The organism is Nonomuraea sp. NPDC001699 (assembly GCF_053596455.1).
In genome coordinates, this window is record NZ_JBSFGF010000003.1 from 258,474 (window position 1) to 280,712 (window position 22,239).

A 22,239-nucleotide genomic window follows, 5' to 3' on the forward strand; every position below is an offset into this window, starting at 1 on the left:
GTCTCAGCGGACCGGGTGGCCCGCCATCCGCAGCGTCTCCTTGACGTCGCCGATCTTCAGCGTGCCGAAGTGGAACACGCTCGCGGCCAGCACGGCATCGGCCCCGGCCGCGATCGCGGGCGGGAAGTCCTCCAGCCGGCCGGCCCCGCCGCTGGCGATCACCGGCACCCGCACCGCCGTGCGCACCGCGCGCAGCAGCTCCAGGTCGTAGCCGTCGAGGGTGCCGTCGCCGTCCATCGAGTTGAGCAGGATCTCGCCCACGCCCAGCTCCTCGCCGCGCGCCGACCACTCCACGGCGTCGATGCCCGTGCCGCGCCGGCCGCCGTGGGTGGTCACCTCGAACCCGCTGGGCATGCCCGGCGCCCGGCGCGCGTCGACCGACAGCACCACGCACTGCGCGCCGAACCGCCGCGACGCCTCGGTCAGCAGCTCGGGCCTGGCGATGGCCGCGGTGTTCAGGGACACCTTGTCGGCCCCGGCCCGCAGCAGCCGGTTGACGTCGTCGACCGCGCGCACGCCGCCGCCCACGGTGAGCGGGATGAACACCTGCTCGGCGGTGCGGCGCACCACGTCGAGCATGGTCTCCCGCTCGCCCGACGACGCGGTGATGTCGAGGAAGGTCAGCTCGTCGGCGCCCTCCTCGTCGTAGCGCCTGGCCAGTTCGACCGGATCTCCCGCGTCGCGCATGTTCTCGAAGTTGACGCCCTTGACGACCCGTCCGGCGTCGACGTCGAGACAGGGGATCACTCTTACCGCTACGGTCATGCTCGTAGTGCCTCGATTTCGATCTCGACCAGCATTCGAGGGTCGACCAGCCCGGCGACCCTCACTCCTGTGCAGGCGGGCCGCACGTGCCCGAAGACCTCGTAGATGGCCCGGCCGACGAGGTCGAAGTGGCGCTGCTCCACCACGTAGTAGCGGACCATGACGACGTCCTCGCGGGTCAGGCCGCCGACCTCGACGGCGTCGAGCGCGATGTCGATGGCGGTCAGGCTCTGCCGGTAGGCGTCGCCGACGTGACGCACCTCGCCGTCGATCGTGGCCGTGCACCCGGACACGATCACCCGCTCTCCCACGACCACGGCGCGGGCGTAGCCGTACTTCTCCTCCCAGATGCCGCCCGAAAACACCCTCGGACCGGTGCTTTCCATGCTGACGCTCATTCCGCCCCCTCCCGGCGAAGCTAAACGCGTACCGCGGCCAGCGCGTCCTCCAGAGTGAACGCGTGAGCGTACAGGGCCCTGCCCACGATGGCTCCCTCCACTCCGTCCGGGACGAGAGAAGCCAGTGCCACCAGGTCGTCAAGACTGGACACTCCGCCACTGGCGATCACGGGCTTGTCGGTGCGTGCGCAGATACGCCGGTAGAGGTCGAGGTTGGGGCCCTGGAGCATGCCGTCCTTGGTCACGTCCGTGACGACGTAGCGGGGGCAGCCGTCGGCCTCCAGGCGGTCGAGCACCTCCCACAGGTCGCCGCCCTCCTTCGTCCAGCCGCGGGCGGCCAGCGTGGTGCCGCGCACGTCGAGGCCGACGGCGATCCGGTCGCCGTGCTCGGCGATGATCTTTCGGCACCAGTCGGGGTTCTCCAGGGCGGCGGTGCCGATGTTGACCCGGCGGCAGCCGGTGGCCAGGGCGGCGGCCAGCGACTCGTCGTCGCGGATGCCGCCCGACAGCTCCACGTCGACGTCGAGCTTGCCGATCACCTCGCTGATCAGCTCCTTGTTGGAGCCCCTGCCGAAGGCGGCGTCGAGGTCGACCAGATGGACCCACTCGGCGCCCGCCTGCTGCCAGGCCAGCGCCGCGGCGAGCGGCTCGCCGAAGCCGGTCTCGGTCCCGGCCTCCCCCTGCACGAGGCGTACGGCCTGGCCATCGGCCACGTCCACGGCGGGCAGCAATACGAGCGACATTCAGGTCCTCCGGTCGAAAGCGAGGGTCACGACAACGGGTGCGAGCAGCAGGGAGAAGACGAACACGGCGAGGCTCAGCGCCGGCGAGCCCCACACCAGCCACACGATCGCCTGCACGATCAGGAAGCCGAGCGCCACCGCGACGTTCTGGGCGCGGTGGCGGCGGGCGATCAGGCCGCCCTGCCGGGCGAACCTGACCGGACGCGGGATCAGGCGGGCGGTCAGGGCGCGGCGCCGGGCCCGGCGCGCCTGCCGCTCCTCGTTGAGCCGGATCGCGCGCGCCCGCTCGGCCTCCCGCACGGCCCGCCGGCGCGCCCGCTCCTTGCTCATACCGTCTCTAGCCAGTTCCTCAGCAGGGCGGCTCCGGCGTCGCCGGACTTCTCGGGGTGGAACTGGGTGGCCATGAGCGGGCCGTTCTCGGCGGCGGCCACGAACGGCACGCCGTGCTCGGCCCAGGTCACCACGGGCGCGGCGAAGCCCTGGTCGGCCGGGTGGAGCTCCCACTCGCGCACGCCGTAGGAGTGCACGAAGTAGAAGCGGGTGTCGGCGTCGAGCCCGGCGAACAGCACGCTGTCGGCGGGCGCCTTGACCGTGTTCCACCCCATGTGCGGCAGCACGGGCGCCTCCAGCCGCTCGACCGTGCCCGGCCACTCGCCGCAGCCCTCGGTCTCGACGCCGTGCTCGACGCCCCTGGCGAACAGGATCTGCATGCCGACGCAGATGCCCAGCACCGGACGCCCGCCGGCCAGGCGGCGGCCGATGACCCGGTCGCCGTGGACGGCCCTGAGCCCGGCCATGCAGGCCGCGAACGCGCCGACGCCTGGCACGACCAGCCCGTCGGCGTCGAGGGCCGCGTCGAAGTCGGCGGTCACGGTGACGTCCGCGCCGACCCTGGCCAGGGCCCGCTCGGCCGAGCGCAGGTTGCCCGAGCCGTAGTCGAGCACCACGATGTTCTTGCTCACCACCACAACACCCCCGCCGTGATCGCCATCGCCGCGCCGACAGCGCAGACCGCGGCGCCCACCTTGAGACCCTGCTTGGCCAGCGAGAACACGCCTCCGCCGAGGAACAGGCCGAGGAACACCATCACGCCGGCGATGAGATTGTCGGTCACAGCACGCCCTTGGTGCTCGGCACGCCCGAGGCGCGCGGGTCGAGCTCGGACGCCTCGCGCAGCGCCCTGGCCAGCGCCTTGAACTGGGCCTCGACGATGTGATGGGCGTTGCGCCCGTACGGCACGTGCACGTGCAGGCAGATGGCCGCCTGGGCCACCAGCGACTCCAGGATGTGCCGGGTCATCGTCGTGTCGTAGTCGGGGCCGATCATCGGGGCCATGCCCTCGGGCTCGCTGTGCACGAGGTACGGCCGCCCGGACAGGTCGACCGTGACCTGGGCCAGCGACTCGTCCAGCGGGCACGACGCGCTGCCGAACCGCCGGATGCCGGACTTGTCGCCCAGCGCCTGGCGGAAGGCCGCGCCGAGCGCCAGCGCGGTGTCCTCGATCGTGTGGTGGGCGTCGATGTGCAGGTCGCCCTCGGTCTTGACGGTCAGGTCGAACAGACCGTGCTTGCCGAGCTGGGCCAGCATGTGGTCGAAGAAGCCCACCCCGGTCGAGACGTCGACCAGGCCGGTGCCGTCGAGGCCCACCTCGACCAGGACCGAGGTCTCCTTCGTTGCCCGCTCCACGCGCCCTACGCGACTCACAGAACCTCCTCCATCGCGGCGCGGAAGGCCGCCATCTCCTCGCCGGTGCCGATCGACACACGCAGCCATTCTGGCGGGCCCACCTCGCGGATGAGCACGCCGTGCGCCAGCAGCCCCTCCCACACCGCGCGCCGGTCGGGGAACCGCCCGAACAGCACGAAGTTGGCGTCGGAGTCGGCCACCGACAGCCCCTTGCCGCGCAGCCATGCGACCGTGGCGTCCCGCTCCGCGCGCAGCGCGTCGACCGTGCCGAGCAGCTCGTCGCGATGGCGCAGGGCGACGCGCGCGGCCGTCTGGGTGAGCGTGGACAGGTGGTACGGCAGCCGCACCAGCAGCAGCGCCTGCACCACGGCCGGATGCGCGGCCAGGTAGCCCAGCCGCGTGCCGGCCATGGCGAACGCCTTGGACATCGTGCGGGTGACGATCAGCCTGGGGTGGCGTGGCAGCAGCGTCAGCGCCGACGGGGTGCCCTCGCGGGCGAACTCGGCGTAGGCCTCGTCGATCACCACCACGCCCGGGGCGGCGGCGAGCACCGCCTCGATCGTCGACAGCGGCTGCGCGGTGCCGGTCGGGTTGTTGGGCGAGGCCAGGAAGACGATGTCGGGCCGGTGCTCCTCGATCGCCGCGACGGCCTTGCCGGGGTCGAGCGAGAAGTCGTCCTCGCGCAGGGCGCCGATCCACTCGGTGCTGGTGCCGGTGGTGAGGATCGGGTGCATCGAGTACGACGGCTCGAACCCGATCGCGGTGCGCCCGTGGCCGCCGAAGGCCTGCAGGATCTGCTGGAGCACCTCGTTGGAGCCGTTGGCCGCCCACACCTGGTCGGGGCTCAGCCCGTGGCCCAGGTAGGCGGCCAGCTCGGCGCGCAGCCGCGTGGCGTCGCGGTCGGGGTAGCGGTTGAGCTCGCCCGCGTTCGCGGCGACGGCCTCGGCCAGGGCGGCGACCAGCGCGGGCGAGGGCGGATAGGGGTTCTCGTTGGTGTTGAGCCGGACCGGCACGTCGATCTGCGGCGCGCCGTAGGGCGAGCGGCCCTTCAGGTCGTCGCGGATGGGCAGGTCGTCGAGCGTCACGTCGGCGGGATTCACTCTGACTCCGTGGGGACTCGCCAGTCGAAACGGGCGCGGATCGCGGCGCCGTGCGCCGGCAGGTCTTCGGCGTCGGCCAGCACCGACACGTGGGCCGCCGCCTGGGCCAGCGCCTCGCGGGTGTAGTCGACGACGTGGATGCCGCGCAGGAACGACTGCACCGACAGGCCGCTGGAGTGGCAGGCGCAGCCACCCGTGGGCAGCACGTGGTTGGACCCGGCGAGGTAGTCGCCGAGCGAGACCGGCGCGTAGGTGCCGACGAAGATCGCCCCGGCGTTGCGCACCCTGGCCGCGACCTCGGCCGCGCCGGCGGTGTGGATCTCCAGGTGCTCGGCCGCGTACGCGTCGACGACCTTGAGGCCGTCGTCGATCGAGGAGACCAGCACGATGCCCGACTGCCGGCCGCCCAGCGCCTCGGTGATGCGCTCGGAGTGGCGGGTGGCCGAGACCTGGCCCGGCAGCTCCTTCTCGACCGCCTCGGCCAGCTCGGGGCTGGTGGTGACCAGGACGGCGGCGGCGATCGTGTCGTGCTCGGCCTGGCTGATCAGGTCGGCGGCGACGTGCACCGGGTCGGCGGTCTCGTCGGCCAGGATGGCGATCTCGGTGGGACCGGCCTCGGAGTCGATGCCGATGCGGCCCTTGAGCAGGCGCTTGGCGGCGGCGACCCAGATGTTGCCGGGGCCGGTCACCATGGTCGCGGGCGCGCACTCCTCGGTGCCGTAGGCGAACATGGCCACGGCCTGCGCCCCGCCCACCGAGTAGACCTCGTCGACGCCGAGCAGCGCGCACGCGGCCAGGATGGTGGGGTGGGGCAGCCCGCCGAACTCCTTCTGGGCGGGGCTGGTGACCGCCAGCGAGGCGACGCCCGCCTCCTGGGCGGGGACGACGTTCATGACCACGCTGGAGGGGTAGACGGCCCGGCCGCCGGGCACGTAGAGGCCCACGCGGTCGACCGGCACCCAGCGCTCGGTGACCGTGCCGCCGGGCACGACCTGCGTGGTGGTGTCGGAGCGGCGCTGGTCGCGGTGGACCAGCCTGGCCCGCCTGATCGACTCCTCCAGCGCGGCCCGGACCCGGGGGTCGAGCTCGTCGAGCGCCCGGCGGATCGCGTCGGCGGGGACGCGGGCGGAGGCGATCTCGACACCGTCGAACCTGGCGGTCAGCTCCCGTACGGCTGCCGCCCCGCGATGGCGCACGTCGTCGCAGATGGGCCGCACCTTCTCCAGGGCGGCCTCGACGTCGAGCTCGGCGCGTGGCAGCACGTCGCGCAGGTTCTCGGGGAGGGAACCGCGCATGTCAATACGGGAAATCACCCTGACAGTCTACGGAGTCCGAGCCCCGCATCCGGTTCTGTCCAGAATGCGGGACGCAGGTGAGGCGGGTTACGGGGGCCGCGAGCGCGGCGTTCGCCGACGCCGCGCTCGCGGCCGCCAGAGCCCCGGACCGGGCCAAGCCGGGGCCGAGAGGCCGTGACCGCCACGGGGGCGCGACCACGGCCAGGGGAATGGCTTGGCCCCCTTCTGCCCGGATCGCCCGGTGTCTAACACGCTGCGGCAAAGAAAACTCTGGGGGAGTTAAAAATAATCTTGCGACTGTTTGCCCCGCTCGGCGCGGCGAAGGCTCATCGTCACGCCTTTCGCATTACATGTCCATTATGTCCACTCGCTTACGCTGGGCGGCATGGGACAGTGGCGAGCCCCCGGCGGCATCCTGGTGGAGGCGATCATTCTCGACGATCGTCCACTGCTGCGCGTCTCGCACCGCGTCAACGGCCGGACGTACCTGCGCGGCTACTGCAAGACCGTCTCCGAACTGGGCGAACACGGCGTGGACCTCGGCGAACTGGTGGAAGACACCGCGCTTGACCATTTGTAGACCCCGGTCCGCCACTGTCGATCAACCCCCCGGGGTACGGCAGAGTCCATGGTGCGGCTGCCGGCCTACGCGCCGATGATGGCCCAGCTGGGCACCCTGACCTCCGTCCAGGGCCCCGGGTGGGCGGTGGAGATGAAGTGGGACGGCGTCCGCGCGCTCGCCTACGTCGAAGGCGGCTCGGTCCGCCTGATGTCGCGCAACAACAAGGACATCACCCCCGCCTACCCCGAACTCCAGCTCATGGCCGGCTCCACCGGCCGGCACGCGGCCGTGATCGACGGCGAGATCGTCGCCTTCGACGAGACCGGACGGCCCAGCTTCGCCGCCCTCCAGCCCCGCATGCACCAGCGCAACCCCGCCACCGTCGCCGAGCTGACCCGCGCGGTGCCGGTGACGTTCATGGCCTTCGACATCCTGCACCTCAACGACGACAGCGTGATCGGCCGCCCCTACAGCGAACGCCGCGAGCTGCTGGAGAACACCCTGCGGCCCGGCTTCCGCTGGGAGGTGCCCGTCTGGTTCGCCGACCACGCCGAGCGCGCCTTCGACTCCTCCCGCCAGCTCGGGCTCGAAGGCGTGGTGTGCAAGCGGCTCGGCTCCCCGTACCGGCCCGGCCGGCGCAGCGGCGAATGGACCAAGATCAAGAATGTCAGCGCCGCCGAGGTCGTGATCGGCGGCTGGCACCCCGGCGGGGGACGACGGTCGGGCATGATCGGCTCACTCCTGCTCGGCGCCCACGACCCGCGCGGCCGCCTGCTCTACGTCGGGCACGTCGGCACCGGCTTCACCCAGCAGATGTTGCGCGACCTCCAGGACCTCCTCACCCCCCTGGAACGCCCCGACCCGCCTTTCGACGAGCCCGTCCCGCGCGAGCACGCCCGCCACGCGCACTGGGTCGAGCCCCGCGTCGTCGGCGAGGTCCAGTACGCCGAGGTCACCGGCGACGGCCGGCTGCGCCACCCCTCCTGGCGCGGCCTGCGCCCCGACCGCGATCCCGGAGAGGCGAGCACCGCCGAGTTCCTCCCCCCGGGGGACGCGGCGGCGGGCTGACCGCGACACGTCCCGTTTCACCACGGTAAGCGATGAAGTCGTGACTTACAGTGATCAGAATCGCTTCGGACTGATCAAGGGGACATCGTGTCGAAGACTCTGGTCACCACCCTGGCCACGCTCGCCGGCCTCTCGCTCACCGCCGCCCCCGCCACCGCCGAACCCCCGCCGCTCAAGGCCCACCCCCAAAGTCCCGGGGCGGCATCCTCCCCGCTCATGCGTCCCGGACGCGCCGCCCGCTACTGGACGCCCGGCAAACAGGCCGGCGCCAACCCCGCCCCCCTCCCCCTCGGCGCCGACTCCCCCGGCACGTCCCCCGTCGACGCCGGGGCCGCCGAGCGGCGCAGTGTGCCCGGCGCCAAACGCCTCACCCCCGGCGGCGACACCAACGGCTACGCCCGCGTGCGCCGGCCGTACACCGCCGGCGACAACAGCCGCGTCACCGGACGGCTGTTCTTCGTCAACGCCACCGGCCGCGACGACTCCTGCAGCGCCTCCGTCGTCCGCTCGGCCAGCAGGCTCCTCGTCATCACCGCCGCCCACTGCGTCTACAGCAGCCCCGACGGCTCGGCGACGGGCCACTGGCACACCAACTTCGCCTTCGTCCCCGCCTACGACGGCCGCGCCGCCACCACCGAGCAGCGCGAACCGTACGGCAGGTGGGGCGGCCGGCGCGCCTGGAAGCCCGACGCCTACACCGGGCGGACCGGCGGCGACTGGAACTCCGTCTACGACGTCGCGCTCGTCGAGGTCGGCGGCAGGAAGCGCCCCCTCCAGGACACCGTCGGCGCCCTCACCCCGCTGCGCAACGAGGGCGGCCGCTTCACCATCGCCACCTCCGGCTACCCCGGCGTGCTCGGCCGCCGCCCCTACGACGGCCGCGACCAGCTCTGGTGCCTGGGCCGCACCCGGCAGGCCCACGGCGAGGACACCGCCGGCGACATGCTCGCCGCCCGGCTGGCCGGACCCGGCGACCGCGCCGGGCGGATGGAGACCGACAACTGCCACATGGCCAAGGGCCACAGCGGCGGGCCATGGGTCGTGCGCGGCAGCAGCGACCTGGTCGGCGTCCTGTCGTCCGGCAAGGAGGACGGCGAGCCCGACGGCAACTCCGTCGCCACCGCGCTCAACGCGGAGGGCTACGGCGCCATCGTCGGCGAGGCCGACCCCCAGGGCGTCTACGACTCCCTCTCCCTCGACGCCGCCGGCCCCGCCGCGCCCGTCCGCCGGGGCGGCAGCGCCACCGTCACCGCCACCATCACCATGCGCGGGCTCATGGCCGCCGCCCAAGTGCCCGTCACCCTCACGCTCCCGGACGGCGCCACCCTGACCGCCGTCGCCGGCGCCTCCTGCCGCCACGGCGACCACCGGGCCGACTGCACGATCGACGTCATCCACCCCGGCCGCCCGGTGCGCATCACCGCCAAGGTCGCCGTCGACCGCGACGCCGACGCCGCCCTCCCGGTCACCATGCACGTCACCTCGACCCGCCTCGACCCCGCCCAGCGCGACAACTCCGCCGTCCTGCGCCTGCGCACCGCCAGCTTTTAGACGGGCTCCCGCAGCGTCCGCGCCAGCAGCCAGGCCAGCGCCGGGAAGGCGACCAGGCAGGCCAGCGCCGTCCTGAGCGTGGTGGCCTCGGCGACCACGCCCACCAGCGGGCTCGTCAGGCCGCCCACGCTCACCGCCAGCCCCAGCGTGACGCCGCTCGCCGTGCCCACCCGCCCCGGCAGGAAGTCCTGGCCCAACGTCACATGCAGCGAGAACGGGACGTACAGGGCAACGGAGGAGGCGGCGACGAAGACGTACACCAGCGGGCCCGGCGCCAGCACCACCCCGGCCACGGCGGGCACCGCCGCCGCGTACGCCACCCGCATCGCCGGCACCCTCCCCCACCGGCCCGCCAGCCGGCCACCCAGCACCGTGCCCGCCGCCCCGCCCGCGAACAGCACGAACAACGCCACCGCGCCCGCCGCGCCGCCAGCAGCGGCGAGGCCCCGAGCCCCCACACCGACAGCAGCGGCGTCACCAGCACCGGCGCCGAGGCGAAGCCCAGCGTCCCGCCCAGGGAGAACCAGCTCATCCGCACATGACTGCCCTCACTGGCGATCCTGGCCAGCCGCGCCGACTCCGGATGGTAGGCGGCCACCCCCAGCCCGGACAGCGCCGCCGCCAGCCACGTCACCGCGTACGACCCCGTCACCCCCGCGCCCGCCACCCCGGCCCCCGCCACCACCGTGGCCAGCGGGATCAGCCACGGCATCCGCCACCGGTCCGTCAGCAGCCCGAACACCGGCTGCACCACCGACGACGACAACGTGGCCGCCAGCACGATCCCCGACACCGCCACGAAGCCGTACCCCCGCCCGGCCACCAGGAACGGCACCAGCGCCGGCACCGCGCCCTGATAGAAGTCCACGCACGCGTGCCCCGCCGCCAGCGACCGGATCCTGTTCACGCCTCCGATGATTTCCCGGGCCCGATCTGGCCTGCTTCCGATAAAATGCCAATCTATGCCGAATATCCGCCACACCCCCGTGGCGCCCACCGGCCGCCGCCCCCTGGCCCCCGGCACGGGCATCGACGCCCACCGGCACGACACCCACCAGATCGCCTACGCCTGCGCCGGCATGGTCACCGTCACCACCGACGCAGGCACCTGGGTCGCCCCCGCCAACCGCGCGATCTGGATCCCCGCCGGCACCGTGCACGAACACCGCGCCCACGGCACCACCGACCTGCGCCTCATCGGCCTCACCGGCGACCCGGCCGGGCTGGCCCGGCCCGCCGTGCTCGCCGTCGGCCCGCTGCTGCGCGAGCTCATCATCGCCTGCACCGACGACGACGCCCCCGAGGGCGACGAACGCGAACGCCTGACGGCCGTCCTGCTCGACCGGCTCAGACGCGCCCCCGAGCAGCCCTTCCACGTGCCCGCCGCCCGCGACCCGCGCCTGGCCGCCGTATGCGCGGCCCTGCACGACGACCCCGCCGACGGGCGCACCCTGGCCACCCTCGCCGCCCGGGCCGGCACCAGCGAGCGCACCCTCGCCCGGCTGTGCCGCCGCGAGCTCGGCATGAGCTTCCCCCAGTGGCGCACCCAGCTCCGCCTGCACCACGCCCTGCTGCTGCTCGCCGACGGCCTGCCGGTGACCGTGGTCGCCCATCGCTGCGGCTGGGCCTCGGCCAGCGCGTTCATCGACGTCTTCCGGCGGGCGCTCGGGTACACGCCGGGCCGCGCCTTTACATTGTAGATTCGCTACAATCGTTCGACGTGAGCAAAACCAAAGGCAAGGGCGGCGGCACTCCGGCCACCATGGCGCTGACCAAGGCCAAGGCCGACTTCACGCTCCACCCCTACGATCACGACCCCAACGCCCAGGCCTACGGCGAGGAGGCGGCCGACGCGCTCGGCGTGCCCTACGAGCGCATCTTCAAGACGCTCGTCGCCGAGGTCGAGAGCGGCCTCGCGGTGGCGGTCGTGCCCGTGTCGGGCAAGCTCGACCTCAAGGCCCTGGCCTCGGCGCTGGGCGGCAAGCGGGCCGCCATGGCCGACGCGGCCAAGGTCGAGCGGGTGACCGGCTACGTGGTGGGCGGCATCAGCCCGCTCGGCCAGCGCAAACAGCTCCCGACCGTGGTCGACTCCTCGGCGCTCGACTTCGAGACGATCTACTTCTCGGCCGGCCGGCGCGGGCTCCAGATCGAGACCGCCCCCGACAACCTGATCACCCTCACCCGCGCGGCCACCGCCCCCATCGGCAAGACGGGCTGAGCGCCCCGCCGGCGGGGCACCGGGTGCGGTGGCGCGTACGGGCTACCGGGTGCGGTGGCGGGGACGGCGGAACGCCGGCTCGGGCGGGCCCTGCCCGAGCAGCCACTCGAACAGGCGACGGTGGTGCCGGAAGAACGCGCGCTCGCCCTGCCGCCTGTTCTTCTTCTTGTCCTCCTCCTGCGCCTCGGCCTCCTTCAGGCCCGGCGTGAACCCGCCGCCGAAGCGGCCCATGTCCGGCCCCGGGAAGCCTCTCGGCTCGGTGTTGCCGAGGGCCTGCTGCATCGACTCGACCCAGATCGGGCCCGGCAGCGACGCCCCCTGCACCGCGCCGTAGTACTGGTCGCCGATCTGCACCCCTTGCAGCGGGTAGCGGTAGGAGCCCCGGATGTCCCCCAGGCTCACCGCCGCCGCCAGGTCGGGCGTGTACCCGGCGAACCAGGCCGAGGTGTAGCCGTTGTTGGTGCCGGTCTTGCCGGCGGCCGGGCGGCCGATGCTCTGCCCCTGCATGGTGCCCTTGTCGAACACCCCGGACAGGACGTAGTTGACGGCGTCCGCGACCGGCCGCTCCATGACCTGCTCGCAGGACGGCGGCACGTGCGCCCGCCGGCCGCTGCGGTCGGTGATCTCCACGATCGCCAGCGGCCGGCAGTGCACGCCGCGCGCCGCGAACGTGGCGAAGGCCCCCGCGACCGTCACCGGGTCCATCTCGTTGACGCCCAGCGTGAACGTCGGCACCTCGCGCAGCGGCCCGCCGTCGGCCCGGACCGCGCCGAGGGCCCTGGCCGTCTTGACCACGTTGCAGAGCCCGACCTTGCGCTCCAGCATCATGTAGAAGATGTTGACCGACTTCCAGGTGCCGGTCTCGATGCTGTGCGGGCCGCCCGCGCCCTCGCCGCTGGCGTTGAGTATGCGCGTCTCGGGGTCGTTGACCGGGCGTCCGGCGCAGTTGCGGTAGCCCTGCGCGGGCACCAGCTCCCCGGGCGTCTGGAAGCCGTCGCCGAAGCGCCAGCCCTGCTGCAACGCCGTGGCCAGGGTGAAGACCTTGAACGTCGATCCCGCCTGGAAGCCCTGGCCGCCGCCGTGCGCGACGTCGGCGGCCAGGTTGAAGGTGGTCCTGGGCCCGTTCTTCTTGTTGCCGCGGTTGCGGCCGAACTGCTTGCTGGCCGCCATCGCCCTGATCCGGCCGGTGCCGGGCTCGACCATGGCCTCGGCGGCGACCTCGGTGTCCTCCGGCGAGACGTGCCGCTGGATCGCGTGCTCGGCCGCGCGCTGCGCGACCGGGTCCAGGCCGGTCCTGATCACCAGGCCGCCCCTGGCCATCCTGGTCCGCCGCTCGGCCGGGGTGTTGCCGAACGCCGGGTTCGACAGCAGCTCGTACTGGACGTACAGGCAGTAGTAGGGGTACGCGCTCTGCCCGCAGCCGCCCGGCTCGGGCCGCAGCCGCAGGTCCAGCGGCGCGTTCTTGGCGGCGTTCGCCTGGGCCTGCGTGATCAGCTTGAGCCCGGCCATGCGGTCCAGGACGAGGTCGCGCCGCTCCTTCAGCCGCGTCTCGTGCGAGCGGCCGAGCGAGGGGTCGGTCGAGTACGGCATCCGCACCGCCCCGGCCAGCGTGGCCGCCTGGGTCAGCGTCAGCTTGGAGGCGCTGGTGGAGAAGAAGCGCCGGGCCGCCGCCTCGACGCCGTGCGCGCCCGCGCCGAAGTAGGCGATGTTCAGGTAGCGCTCAAGGATCTCGTCCTTGCGGTACTTGCGTTCCAGGGCCAGCGCGTACCGCAGTTCGGTGATCTTGCGGGCCAGGTTGGGCGCCCGCGCTTTGTCCCGTTCGGCGTCAGTACGGGCGCTCTCGACCAGGATGTTCTTGACGAGCTGCTGCGTCAGCGACGAGCCGCCCTGCCGGATGCCGCCCGCCTGCGTGTTGGTGAGCAGCGCCCGCAGCGTGCCCCGGACGTCGAGGCCGCCGTGCTCGTAGAAGCGGGCGTCCTCGATGGCGACGATGGCCTTGCGCATCAGGGGCGCCACGGCCGCGAGCGGCACGGTCGTCCTGTTGGCCTCGTAGAACTGGGCGAACTGCCTGCCGTCCTTGTCCAGCAGCCTGGTCACCTGCGCCAGGGGCTCCTCGCGCGGCGCGGGCGGCAGGTCGACGAAGGTGTCGGCGACGTTCTTGGCGGCCAGGCCGCCACCGCTCACCACGGGAACGGCCAGTGCCGCCGCCAGCACCCCGCCGAGCGCCCCCGCCATGGCGAGGCCACCGATGGATCTGAGTACGGTCACGCAGATGATCTGCAACCAGCAGATCATCGGCAAACGCTCACTTCCTCGGTCTTTACCGTTCTCTTCGGATGTTCAGACCAAGCGAGACGAACTGCTCGTACGGCCGGTGGTACCCCCGCTCGATGTGGTGCACGCCGCGCAGCGTGGACGTCCCGTCGGCCACAGCGGCGGCCAGGACGGCCGAGAACCCGGCCCTGATGTCGGGCAGCGTCACGTCGGCGCCCCTGAGCTTGGAGACCCCGCGCACCACGGCGGAGTGCCGGGCGTTGGTGTCGTGGTAGCGGCAGGCCGGACCGCCCAGGCACTGGTCGAACACCTCGATCTCGCAGCCCATCCGCTGAAGCGCGGGCACGTAGACCAGGCGGTTCTCGAAGACCGTCTCGTGCAGCACCGACATGCCCTGGCTCTGCGTGAACAGCACCATGAGCGGCGTCTGCCAGTCGGTCATGAACCCGGGGTGGGTGTCGGTCTGCACGGCCGCCGAGCGCAGCCCCTCGGGCGGGGCGGTGGCGCACAGGTACTCGTCGTTGATGTCGAACTGGGCGCCCATCCTGGCCAGCGTGGTGATCGCGGTGACCAGGCGGTCCTGGGGACAGCCGTGCACGCGGACCTCTCCCCCGGTGACCAGCCCGGCCGCCAGGTAGGAGAACGCCTCGATGCGGTCGCCGGTCAGCCAGGTCGAGGCGCCGCGCAGGTGGTCGACGCCCTCGATGACGATCCGGCGGTCGGGCGACAGCTCGATCCGGGCGCCCATGCGCTGCAGGAACAGCGCCAGCTCCACCACCTCGGGCTCCATGGCCGCGTTCTTCAGCACGGTCTTGCCCTCGGCCAGCACCGCCGACATGAGGATCGTCTCCGTCGCCCCCACGCTGGGGTACGGCAGTTCGAGCCGGGCCCCGTTGAGCCGTTTGGCCTTGGCGGAGATGCCGTTGTCCCCCACCTCCACCTCGGCCCCCATCGCGCGCAGCGCCTCCACGTGGAAGTTCACCGGCCGCCGGCCGATCGGGTCGCCGCCGACCAGCGGGACGAACGCCTCCCCCGCCAGGTGCAGCAACGGGCCGAGCATCAGGATGGGGATGCGGTTGAGCCCGGTGAACGCGTCGGGCACCCGCGGCCTGATCTCCGCGCCGCGCTCGATGCGGATCTCGGAGCCGGCGATCTCGACGTGGATGCCGAGCGCCTCCAGCATCGCGGCGGTGATGCCCACCTCGCCCACGTCCGGGGCATTGTGGATACTGCTCTCGCCGTTGCCGAGCATGGCGGCGACCATGTGCTTGGACACACCGTTCTTGGAGCCCCGTACGACGACGTCCCCGCGGAGGGGGCCGGAGGGCTCGATCATCCAGACCTCTTCTGCAATCACGAAGCGAGCCTAACCGGGAGATACCATCAAGCAGGTTCGGATGCAGTTGCGAGGGGGAATGGCGTGACGAGGGAAGTACGCGCTTTTGCGGTAACTGTCCTCATACTCGCCACTCTCGGAGTCGCCGCCGGGCTGAGCTGGTCCGCGATCTCGCCGCGGGCTCCGTACCAGGTGACCGATCATGGCCTCGTGCTGGCCGACCTCACCACGCAGGCGCTGATCGCGGCCGACGGCTGGTTCGCGGTGATCACGGGCGCTCTTGGGCTGCTCTGCGGCGGTCTGGCGTGGTTCGGCGGGCGGCGGTGGATGCTGCCGGTGCTGCTCGGGCTGTGCGCGGGCGGGGTGGCGGGCAGCTTCCTCACGTTGTGGGCCGGGTCCACGTTCACGATCGGCGCGGTGGTGGTGGAGGCCGCGGCCGAGCCCGGGGTGCGGATCGTCCCCGGGGCGCTGAAGCTGACCGCCCAAGGGGTGCTGGTGGCCTGGCCGCTGCTCTCGGTCGGCCTGTTCGGGCTGCTCGAAGGCATGCACGGCTACCGCGAGTCGCCGTTGCGGCAGCCGTACGGGATCGAGCCCTAGACCTGCCCTGGACCTACAGCGGCGGGCGGCGCAGGCCGTGGCCGGTGGCCTGCTCGAACGCGCGGGCCACGCGCAGCACCCTGGCGTCGGCGAACGGCCGCCCGACGATCTGCACCCCGACCGGCAGCCCCTCGGGCGTGAACCCGGCCGGCACCGACGCCGCCGGCGCGTGCAGCACGCTGATCCAGTACGCCGAACGCATCCAGGCCAGGTAGTCGGGCAGCCGCTCGCCGTTGATCTCGCTCACGTGCGGCTGCTCCACCGGGAACGGCGGCACCTGGCTGACCGGCGCGATCAGCACGTCGTAGGTGTCGAAGAAGGCGGCCATGCGCTGGTAGAGGCCGCTGCGCAGCCGTTCGGCGCGGGCCAGGTCGGCGCCGGTGACCGTGCGGCCCTGCTCGACGTTCCAGCTCGTGTTGGGGCCGAGGCCGGTCAGGTCGCCGAAGGACAGGGCGTAGTACCAGGCGCGGTAGATCCGGAAGGCGTCCTCGGCGTCGGACAGGTCCAGCGCGACCTCCTCCACGTGAGCCCCCAGCTCCTCGAACACGGCCGGCGCCGTCGCGGTCACCGCGGCCGTGCGCGGGTCCACCGGCAGCCCGCCCAGGTCGGGGCTCCACGCCACCCGCAACCCGCGCACCCCCTGCTCGGGCTCGGGCGCGAACCTCTCCTTGATCGCGAACGGCGAACGCGCGTCGAACCCGGCGACGGCCTCCAGCATCAGCGTGAGGTCGTCGACCGTGCGCGCCATCGGCCCCGGCACGGCCAGCGTGTACCAGGCGGCCGTGTCGGAGGGATCGGGGACGCGGCCCGGCGTGGGCCGCAGCCCGACGACGTTGCAGAAGGAGGCCGGGTTGCGCAGCGAACCGCCCATGTCGGAGCCGTCGGCCAGCGGGACCATGCCGGTGGCCAGCGCCGCCGCGGCCCCGCCGCTGCTGCCGCCGGCGGACCTGCCGAGGTCGTAGGGGTTCCTGGTGGCGCCGAAGACCTCGTTGACCGTGTGCGAGCCGGTGCCGAACTCGGGCGTGTTGGTCTTGCCGACCGTGATCGCCCCGGCCGCGCGCAGGCGGCGCACGATCAGATCGTCCCGCTCCGGGACGTTCCCCGCGAACAGCGGCGACCCGTACGTCGTGCGGATGCCCGCGGTGTCCACCAGATCCTTGTGCGCGACCGGTACGCCGTGCAGCGGCCCCTCGGGCTCGGCCGCGTCAGCCTCCCGGGCCGCCGCCAGAGCCCGCTCGGCCACCAGCGTCACGATCGCGTTGACCTGGGGGTTGACCTGCTCGATCCGGTCGAGGTGAGCCTGGAGCAGCTCCACGGCGCTCACCTGCCCGGTCTTGACCAGGTGGGCCATCTCGGTCGCGGTCAGGTAGTGCAGTTCGCTCACCCTGCGATCCTGCCCCACCTCCCGGCCGGGACACGACGGCGACCTTTGCCCACCTCCCCCGCCCGGCTTGGCACCCACCCACAAGCCGGGCGGGGAGGCCCTGCGGGTCAGGCGCCCAGGCAGGCCGGGCCGAGGAGTTGCTTGAGGTCGCCCATCAGCGCCGGGGACGGCGACACCCGGAGGCGGTCGTCGACCCGCATGACGGTCGTCTTCGGCCCGTTGTGCACCTGGAGGTGCACCTCCGAGGTGCCCGGATGCGTGGTGAGGATCTCCTTCAGCCGCCCGACCACCGGCGGCGTGCACCGGGTCAGCGGCAGGCTCACCAGCAGCGGCCCGCCCGCCTCCTGGCTCAGGTCGGGCGCGGTCACCTCCATGGCGATGATCTTCGCGACGTCCTCGCGCTTGTCGATGCGCCCCTTGACGAAGACGATCGCGTCCTCGGCCAGGATCGTCGAGCACAGCTGGTACGACGACGGGAAGATCATCACCTCGATCGCGCCTTCGAGGTCCTCAAGCTGGGTGAGCACCCACGTGTCACCCTTCTTGGTGACCTTGCGCTGCACCCCGCTCAGGATGCCGCCCAGCGTCACGACCTGCCCGTCGGCCCGGCTCTCGTCCTGGACGGCGGCGATCGAGCAGTCGGCCCCCGCGGCCAGGATGTGCTCCACGCCGAACAGCGGATGGTCGGAGACGTAGAGCCCGAGCATCTCCCGCTCGAACTGCAGCAGCGTGTTCTTGTCCCACTCCCCCACCGGGATCTGCACGTCGAAGGTCTGGTCCTCGCCGCCGTCGATCGCGCCGAACAGGGAGTCCTGGCCGATGGCCTCGTTCTTCTTGATGTCGATGATCGCGTCGACGGCCTGCTCGTGCACCATGACCAGGCCCTTGCGCACGTGGCCCAGCGAGTCGAAGGCCCCGGCCTTGACCAGCGACTCGATCACGCGCTTGTTGCACACGATCGCGGGCACCTTGCGCAGGAACTCCTTGAAGTCGGCGAAGCGGCCCTTGGACTTGCGCGCCGAGATGATGCCGTCGACGACGTTGCCGCCGACGTTGCGCACCGCCGACAGGCCGAAGCGGATGTCGGTGCCGCGCGGGGTGAAGTCGAAGTCGGAGTCGTTGACGTCCGGCGGGAACACCTTGATGCCCATGCGGCGGCACTCGTTGAGGTAGAGGGCCGACTTGTCCTTGTCGTCCTTCACGCTCGACAGCAGCGCCGCCATGTACGCGGCCGGGTGGTTGGCCTTGAGGTAGGCCGTCCAGTAGGAGATCAGGCCGTAGGCCGCCGAGTGGGCCTTGTTGAAGGCGTAGTCGGAGAAGGGCAGCAGGATGTCCCAGAGCGTCTTGACGGCGGCGGCCGAGTAGCCGTTGTCCTTCATGCCGCTCTCGAAGGACTCGAACTGTTTGTCCAGCTCGGCCTTCTTCTTCTTGCCCATCGCGCGGCGCAGCAGGTCGGCCTTGCCGAGCGAGAACCCGGCGACCTTCTGCGCGATGGCCATGACCTGCTCCTGGTAGACGATCAGGCCGTAGGTCGTGTCGAGGATCTCGGCCAGCGACTCCTTGAACTCGGGATGGATCGGGGTGATCTCCTGCTGGCCGTTCTTGCGCAGGGCGTAGTTGGTGTGGGAGTTGGCGCCCATCGGGCCGGGACGGTAGAGGGCGCCGACGGCCGAGATGTCCTCGAAGTTGTCGGGCCTCATCAGCCGCAGCAGCGAGCGCATGCCGCCGCCGTCGAGCTGGAACACGCCCAGCGTGTCGCCCCTGCCCAGCAGCTCGTACGTCTTGCGGTCGTCGAGCGGCAGCTTCAGCAGGTCGATCTGCTCGCCGGTGGTGGACTCGATCATCTTCAGGCAGTCGTCGATGATCGTGAGGTTGCGCAGGCCCAGGAAGTCCATCTTCAGCAGGCCGAGCGTCTCGCAGGTCGGGTAGTCGAACTGCGTGATGATCGCGCCGTCGGAGTCGCGGCGCATGATCGGGATGTGGTCGGTGATGACCTCGCGGGACATGATCACGCCGGCGGCGTGCACGCCCGTCTGCCTGATCAGGCCCTCCAGGCCCTTGCCGAGGTCCATCGTCGCCTTGACGTCGACGTCTTCCTCGTAGAGCCTGCGCAGCTCGCCGGCCTCGTTGTAGCGCGGGTGGTCCTTGTCGAAGATGCCCGACAGCGGGATGTCCTTGCCCATCACGGCCGGCGGGAACGCCTTGGACACCTTGTCGCCCAGCGCGTAGGGATAGCCCAGGACGCGACCGGCGTCCTTGATGGCGGCCTTCGCCTTGATGGTGCCGAACGTGGCGATCATGGCGACCTTGTCGGCGCCCCACTTCTCGGTCACGTAGCGGATCACGTCGCCGCGCCTGCGCTCGTCGAAGTCGATGTCGACGTCGGGCATGGAGACGCGGTCGGGGTTGAGGAAGCGCTCGAAGATCAGGCCGTGCGGGAGCGGGTCGAGGTCGGTGATGCCCATCGCGTACGCCACCAGCGAGCCGGCCGCCGAGCCACGGCCCGGGCCGACCGGGATGCCGTTCTCCTTGGCCCACATGATGAAGTCGGCGACCACGAGGAAGTAGCTCGGGAAGCCCATCTGCTCGATGATGCCGATCTCGTAGTCGGCCTGCCGCTTGTGCTCGGCGTCGTAGCCCTCGGGCCAGCGCCGGTCCATGCCCTCCCAGACGGTCTTGCGGAAGAACTCGCTCTCCGTCAGCCCGTCGGGGATGGGGTAGGTGGGCATGAGGTTCTTGAACTCGAAGAACCCTGCCGGGTCGACCTTCTCGGCCACCAGGAGCGTGTTGCGGCAGCCCTCGGCCCACAGGTCGGAGGAGTCGACCGCGCGCATCTCGTCGGCGGTCTTGATGTAGTAGCCGGAGCCGTCGAAGCGGAAGCGGTCGGGGTCGGACAGCTGCTTGCCGGTCTGGATGCACAGGAGGGCGTCGTGGGAGGCGGCGTCGGACTCGTAGGTGTAGTGGGAGTCGTTGGTGACCAGCGGCGGGATGGCGAGCTCTTTGCTGATGCGGGTCAGGCCGTCGCGGACCCGGCGCTCGATGTCGAGGCCGTGGTCCATGATCTCCAGGAAGAAATTGTCCTTGCCGAAGATTTCCTGATATTTCGCGGCGGCCTTGAGCGCCTCGTCGTACTGGCCGAGCCGCAGCCTCGTCTGCACCTCGCCCGACGGGCAGCCCGTGGTGGCCATCAGGCCGTCGGCGTGCTCGGCCAGGATGTCGGCGTCCATGCGGGCCCACTTGCGCACGAAGCCCTCGGTGTAGGCGCGCGAGCTGAGCTTCATCAGGTTGTGCAGGCCGGTCTTGTTGCGCGCCCAGATCGTCATGTGGGTGTAGTAGCCACCCGCCGAGACGTCGTCCTTCTTCTGGTGCGGCTCGCCCCACAGCACGGGCTTCTTGTTGTGCCGCAGCTCCGGCGCGACGTAGGCCTCGATGCCGATGACCGGCTTGATGCCGGCGGCGGTGGCCTGCCGGTAGAAGTCGTACGCGCCGTGCATGTTGCCGTGGTCGGTGATCGCGATGGCGGGCATGCCCAGGTCGCCGACCTGTTTGAACATCTGCTTGAGCCGGGCGGCCCCGTCGAGCATGGAGTATTCGGTGTGCACATGCAGATGGACGAACGAGTCGCTGGACGACATGGAGCGGCGCCTCCCCGGGTCTGGATGCGATGGTGCGCTCCGACTCTAGTGGCCCGGACCGACATCCCGGAGCCGCCTCGCGCGCCCCGCGGAACCGGCGCGCCGGAAGCGTCGCGGCCACCGGCCTCGATATCGTCTCCCTCACGCAAAGTAATGAAGGAGACACCGGGTGCGCACGCAGTCCGACGAGGGATACAGCCACGCGCTGGGCAACCGCCAGATCCAGATGATCGCGATCGGCGGCGCGATCGGCGTCGGCCTCTTCCTCGGCGCGGGCGGCCGCCTGGCCGCCGCCGGGCCCGCGCTCGTGCTCTCCTACGCCACCGCCGGGCTGGCCGCCTTCTTCGTCATGCGGGCGCTCGGCGAGCTGGTGCTCTACCGCCCGGCCTCGGGCTCCTTCGTCGAGTACGCGGGCGAGTTCATCGGCCCGTGGGCCGCCTTCGCCAGCGGCTGGATGTACTGGGTCAACTGGGCCTTCACCGGCATCGCCGAGCTGACCGCCATCGCCACGTACATCCATTACTGGGCCGGCGGCTTCCCCCAATGGCTGACGGCGCTGCTCGCGCTGGGGTTCGTGCTGGTGGTCAACCTGCTGTCGGTCAGGCTGTTCGGCGAGCTGGAGTTCTGGTTCGCGATGCTGAAGGTGCTGGCCATCGTGATCTTCCTGGTGGTCGCGCTGGTGCTGGTGGTGTTCGCCGTCGGCGACGCCGGGCCGCGCAACCTGGTCGCGCACGGCGGCTTCCTCCCCACCGGCTTCCCCCTGGTGCTGATGAGCCTGCAGTCGGTGGTGTTCGCCTACGCCTCGATCGAGCTGGTCGGCATCACCGCCGGCGAGACCGCCCGGCCGCACGAGGTCATGCCGCGGGCGATCAACGGCGTGATCTGGCGCATCGCGATCTTCTACGTCGGCTCGGTGCTGCTGCTGGCCATGGTCCTGCCCTGGACGGCCTACCGCGCCGGCACCTCGCCGTTCGTCACGTTCTTCGCCGGGCTGGGGGTGCCCTGGGCGGCCGACGCGATGAACCTCGTGGTGATCACGGCCGCGCTCTCGTCCTGCAACTCGGGCCTGTACGCCACCGGCCGCATCCTGCGCTCGATGGCCACCAAACGGGAGGCCCCCGCCTTCGCCGCCCAGCTCAGCTCCCGCCACGTGCCGATCGGCGGGATCGTGTTCACCGCCGCCATGTTCCTCGGGGGCGTGGCGCTGTTCTACTACCTGCCCGAGCGCGCCTTCAACATCGCCACGGCGGTCGCCTCGCTGGGGGTGATCACCACCTGGGGGGTGCTGGTCTACTGCCAGATCCGGCTGCGCGCCACGGGGCACCGGTCGTCGTTCCCGATGCCGGGCTCGCCGTACACCAACTGGCTGACGCTGGGCTTCCTGGTGCTGGTGATCCTGCTGATGCCGTTCGCCGACCGCGATCAGCAGGTGGCCTTCTTCCTGATCCCGGCCCTGGTCGCGGGCATCGCGCTCGGCTGGGTGGCCGTGAGCCGCCGCCGGCGGCTGCGGGAGGCCGCGCAGGAGGCGGGTTAGGCTCGTCCGGGCAGGAGTCGCCGCTCGGGGGAGGCCACACTGGACAAGCTGGACGACACACTGGATCCCGCACTCGACGAGACGGCGACGGCC

Annotated in this window: 22 protein-coding genes; 7 read left to right on the plus strand and 15 right to left on the minus strand. The window is 71.7% G+C overall.

The window, feature by feature from the left end; all coding sequences use genetic code 11:
• Window positions 1-3: 3 nt before the first annotated feature.
• The 9 genes from hisF to hisD are packed head-to-tail and all read right to left on the minus strand — an operon-like array spanning window position 4 to window position 6,005.
• Window positions 4-765, minus strand: coding sequence for an imidazole glycerol phosphate synthase subunit HisF (gene hisF / locus ACWCSU_RS11355; RefSeq protein ID WP_357704351.1), 762 nt, complete (start codon window positions 763-765; stop codon window positions 4-6).
• A complete protein-coding gene (locus tag ACWCSU_RS11360; RefSeq protein WP_352326354.1) occupies window positions 762-1,151 on the minus strand; it encodes a Rid family hydrolase in 390 nt (129 codons plus the stop codon). Before ACWCSU_RS11360 ends, hisF begins: the two co-directional genes overlap by 4 nt.
• A 32-nt stretch (window positions 1,152-1,183) precedes the next feature.
• Window positions 1,184-1,906: a bifunctional 1-(5-phosphoribosyl)-5-((5-phosphoribosylamino)methylideneamino)imidazole-4-carboxamide isomerase/phosphoribosylanthranilate isomerase PriA gene (priA, locus tag ACWCSU_RS11365; protein WP_397039053.1), complete on the minus strand. Its 723-nt coding sequence runs from the start codon at window positions 1,904-1,906 to the stop codon at window positions 1,184-1,186.
• Window positions 1,907-2,236, minus strand: a complete 330-nt coding sequence (locus tag ACWCSU_RS11370) for a hypothetical protein (protein WP_357704347.1) — start codon at window positions 2,234-2,236, stop codon at window positions 1,907-1,909. It abuts the gene before it with no gap.
• Window positions 2,233-2,868 carry an imidazole glycerol phosphate synthase subunit HisH gene (gene hisH, locus ACWCSU_RS11375; protein WP_449934913.1) on the minus strand — a complete coding sequence of 212 codons (636 nt, stop codon included), beginning with the start codon at window positions 2,866-2,868 and terminating at the stop codon, window positions 2,233-2,235. Before hisH ends, ACWCSU_RS11370 begins: the two co-directional genes overlap by 4 nt.
• Window positions 2,865-3,020: a hypothetical protein gene (locus ACWCSU_RS11380; protein WP_357704343.1), complete on the minus strand. Its 156-nt coding sequence runs from the start codon at window positions 3,018-3,020 to the stop codon at window positions 2,865-2,867. The genes hisH and ACWCSU_RS11380 overlap by 4 nt, the downstream gene beginning before the upstream one ends.
• The gene (gene hisB, locus ACWCSU_RS11385) at window positions 3,017-3,610 is read right to left on the minus strand and encodes an imidazoleglycerol-phosphate dehydratase HisB (protein WP_357704341.1); all 594 of its coding nucleotides are present in this window, start codon (window positions 3,608-3,610) and stop codon (window positions 3,017-3,019) included. Before hisB ends, ACWCSU_RS11380 begins: the two co-directional genes overlap by 4 nt.
• The gene (locus tag ACWCSU_RS11390) at window positions 3,607-4,692 is read right to left on the minus strand and encodes a histidinol-phosphate transaminase (RefSeq protein ID WP_449934914.1); all 1,086 of its coding nucleotides are present in this window, start codon (window positions 4,690-4,692) and stop codon (window positions 3,607-3,609) included. Before ACWCSU_RS11390 ends, hisB begins: the two co-directional genes overlap by 4 nt.
• Entirely contained in the window at window positions 4,689-6,005 is a 1,317-nt protein-coding gene (gene hisD / locus ACWCSU_RS11395; RefSeq protein WP_357704337.1) for a histidinol dehydrogenase, read from the minus strand. Before hisD ends, ACWCSU_RS11390 begins: the two co-directional genes overlap by 4 nt.
• A gap of 367 nt (window positions 6,006-6,372) precedes the next feature.
• Here hisD and ACWCSU_RS11400 point away from each other — a divergent pair, with 367 nt between their 5' ends.
• The 3 genes from ACWCSU_RS11400 (at window position 6,373) to ACWCSU_RS11410 (ending at window position 9,168) form a co-directional block, all read left to right on the plus strand.
• A complete protein-coding gene (locus ACWCSU_RS11400) occupies window positions 6,373-6,567 on the plus strand; it encodes a hypothetical protein (RefSeq protein ID WP_357705417.1) in 195 nt (64 codons plus the stop codon).
• Between the two features lie 48 nt (window positions 6,568-6,615).
• The gene (ligD, locus tag ACWCSU_RS11405) at window positions 6,616-7,617 is read left to right on the plus strand and encodes a non-homologous end-joining DNA ligase (protein ID WP_449934915.1); all 1,002 of its coding nucleotides are present in this window, start codon (window positions 6,616-6,618) and stop codon (window positions 7,615-7,617) included.
• Between the two features lie 87 nt (window positions 7,618-7,704).
• Complete coding sequence (locus ACWCSU_RS11410; RefSeq protein WP_449934916.1) at window positions 7,705-9,168, plus strand: trypsin-like serine peptidase; 1,464 nt, start codon at window positions 7,705-7,707, stop codon at window positions 9,166-9,168.
• Here ACWCSU_RS11410 and ACWCSU_RS11415 read toward each other — a convergent pair.
• Window positions 9,165-9,371 (minus strand): hypothetical protein, encoded by a 207-nt coding sequence (locus tag ACWCSU_RS11415; RefSeq protein WP_449934917.1) that lies wholly within the window; start codon window positions 9,369-9,371, stop codon window positions 9,165-9,167. The genes ACWCSU_RS11410 and ACWCSU_RS11415 overlap by 4 nt on opposite strands.
• Window positions 9,368-10,075, minus strand: a complete 708-nt coding sequence (locus tag ACWCSU_RS11420) for a hypothetical protein (protein WP_449934918.1) — start codon at window positions 10,073-10,075, stop codon at window positions 9,368-9,370. Before ACWCSU_RS11420 ends, ACWCSU_RS11415 begins: the two co-directional genes overlap by 4 nt.
• A 55-nt stretch (window positions 10,076-10,130) precedes the next feature.
• On the opposite strand from ACWCSU_RS11420, the gene ACWCSU_RS11425 reads away from it, so the two are divergent.
• Window positions 10,131-10,868 carry an AraC family transcriptional regulator gene (locus tag ACWCSU_RS11425; protein WP_357705412.1) on the plus strand — a complete coding sequence of 246 codons (738 nt, stop codon included), beginning with the start codon at window positions 10,131-10,133 and terminating at the stop codon, window positions 10,866-10,868.
• Between the two features lie 62 nt (window positions 10,869-10,930).
• Window positions 10,931-11,386 (plus strand): Cys-tRNA(Pro) deacylase, encoded by a 456-nt coding sequence (gene ybaK / locus ACWCSU_RS11430; RefSeq protein ID WP_357705423.1) that lies wholly within the window; start codon window positions 10,931-10,933, stop codon window positions 11,384-11,386.
• A gap of 42 nt (window positions 11,387-11,428) precedes the next feature.
• Here the strand turns inward: ybaK and ACWCSU_RS11435 are convergent, their stop codons facing one another.
• Window positions 11,429-13,681 carry a transglycosylase domain-containing protein gene (locus ACWCSU_RS11435; protein ID WP_357705411.1) on the minus strand — a complete coding sequence of 751 codons (2,253 nt, stop codon included), beginning with the start codon at window positions 13,679-13,681 and terminating at the stop codon, window positions 11,429-11,431.
• Window positions 13,682-13,706: 25 nt separating this feature from the next.
• A complete protein-coding gene (gene murA / locus ACWCSU_RS11440) occupies window positions 13,707-15,017 on the minus strand; it encodes a UDP-N-acetylglucosamine 1-carboxyvinyltransferase (RefSeq protein ID WP_357705410.1) in 1,311 nt (436 codons plus the stop codon).
• 63 nt (window positions 15,018-15,080) lie between these two features.
• On the opposite strand from murA, the gene ACWCSU_RS11445 reads away from it, so the two are divergent.
• Window positions 15,081-15,593: a hypothetical protein gene (locus tag ACWCSU_RS11445; RefSeq protein WP_449934919.1), complete on the plus strand. Its 513-nt coding sequence runs from the start codon at window positions 15,081-15,083 to the stop codon at window positions 15,591-15,593.
• A gap of 13 nt (window positions 15,594-15,606) precedes the next feature.
• Here the strand turns inward: ACWCSU_RS11445 and ACWCSU_RS11450 are convergent, their stop codons facing one another.
• Window positions 15,607-16,977: an amidase gene (locus ACWCSU_RS11450; protein ID WP_357705408.1), complete on the minus strand. Its 1,371-nt coding sequence runs from the start codon at window positions 16,975-16,977 to the stop codon at window positions 15,607-15,609.
• 107 nt (window positions 16,978-17,084) lie between these two features.
• The gene (dnaE, locus tag ACWCSU_RS11455; protein ID WP_357705407.1) at window positions 17,085-20,612 is read right to left on the minus strand and encodes a DNA polymerase III subunit alpha; all 3,528 of its coding nucleotides are present in this window, start codon (window positions 20,610-20,612) and stop codon (window positions 17,085-17,087) included.
• Window positions 20,613-20,781: 169 nt separating this feature from the next.
• Here dnaE and ACWCSU_RS11460 point away from each other — a divergent pair, with 169 nt between their 5' ends.
• A complete protein-coding gene (locus ACWCSU_RS11460) occupies window positions 20,782-22,146 on the plus strand; it encodes an amino acid permease (RefSeq protein ID WP_357705406.1) in 1,365 nt (454 codons plus the stop codon).
• Window positions 22,147-22,239 lie beyond the last annotated feature (93 nt).

Bases quoted from the DNA above. Each gene is read 5' to 3' on its own strand.
- ACWCSU_RS11360 (WP_352326354.1), bottom strand. From the start codon at position 1,151: ATGGAAAGCACCGGTCCGAGGGTGTTTTCGGGCGGCATCTGGGAGGAG.
- dnaE (WP_357705407.1), bottom strand. From the start codon at position 20,612: ATGTCGTCCAGCGACTCGTTCGTCCATCTGCATGTGCACACCGAATAC.
- ligD (WP_449934915.1), top strand. From the start codon at position 6,616: ATGGTGCGGCTGCCGGCCTACGCGCCGATGATGGCCCAGCTGGGCACC.
- ACWCSU_RS11435 (WP_357705411.1), bottom strand. From the start codon at position 13,681: ATGATCTGCTGGTTGCAGATCATCTGCGTGACCGTACTCAGATCCATC.
- ACWCSU_RS11425 (WP_357705412.1), top strand. From the start codon at position 10,131: ATGCCGAATATCCGCCACACCCCCGTGGCGCCCACCGGCCGCCGCCCC.
- hisF (WP_357704351.1), bottom strand. From the start codon at position 765: ATGACCGTAGCGGTAAGAGTGATCCCCTGTCTCGACGTCGACGCCGGA.
- ybaK (WP_357705423.1), top strand. From the start codon at position 10,931: ATGGCGCTGACCAAGGCCAAGGCCGACTTCACGCTCCACCCCTACGAT.
- priA (WP_397039053.1), bottom strand. From the start codon at position 1,906: ATGTCGCTCGTATTGCTGCCCGCCGTGGACGTGGCCGATGGCCAGGCC.
- ACWCSU_RS11370 (WP_357704347.1), bottom strand. From the start codon at position 2,236: ATGAGCAAGGAGCGGGCGCGCCGGCGGGCCGTGCGGGAGGCCGAGCGG.
- ACWCSU_RS11400 (WP_357705417.1), top strand. From the start codon at position 6,373: ATGGGACAGTGGCGAGCCCCCGGCGGCATCCTGGTGGAGGCGATCATT.